Here is a 328-nt window from a genome sequence, read left to right as displayed (position 1 = left end):
ATCCTGTAAACCTCACAACGGCTAGCAAGGAAGTAATACGAAACAAAGGTGCTGGTGGCGTTGATGGGATGAAAGTCACAGAACTAAAATCACATTTGGACAAGAACCGAAAAGAATTAGAAACACAGATTCGCAATGGCCAATACTTACCACAACCCATACGCGGAAATGAAATACCCAAAGGCAAAGGTAAAACCCGACTTTTAGGCATTCCAACCGCTATTGACAGAACACTGCAACAAGCAGTTTCCAGAGTGGTAATGGAATATTACGAAACTGAATTCTCTAGTTATAGTTTTGGTTTTCGTCCACGTCGTAACACCCAGCA

At 42.1% G+C, this 328-nt stretch carries 1 pseudogene; it reads left to right on the top strand.

The window, feature by feature from the left end:
• A pseudogene (locus ACRD62_RS22545) lies at positions 1 to 328 on the top strand (group II intron reverse transcriptase/maturase); the annotation flags it as partial.

The organism is Carboxylicivirga caseinilyticus (genome assembly GCF_050589785.1).
GTDB classification, from domain to species: Bacteria; Bacteroidota; Bacteroidia; order Bacteroidales; family Marinilabiliaceae; genus Carboxylicivirga; species Carboxylicivirga caseinilyticus.
The sequence above is the reverse complement of the archived record's forward strand: the minus strand, read 5'-3'. Positions and strand labels throughout refer to the sequence as shown.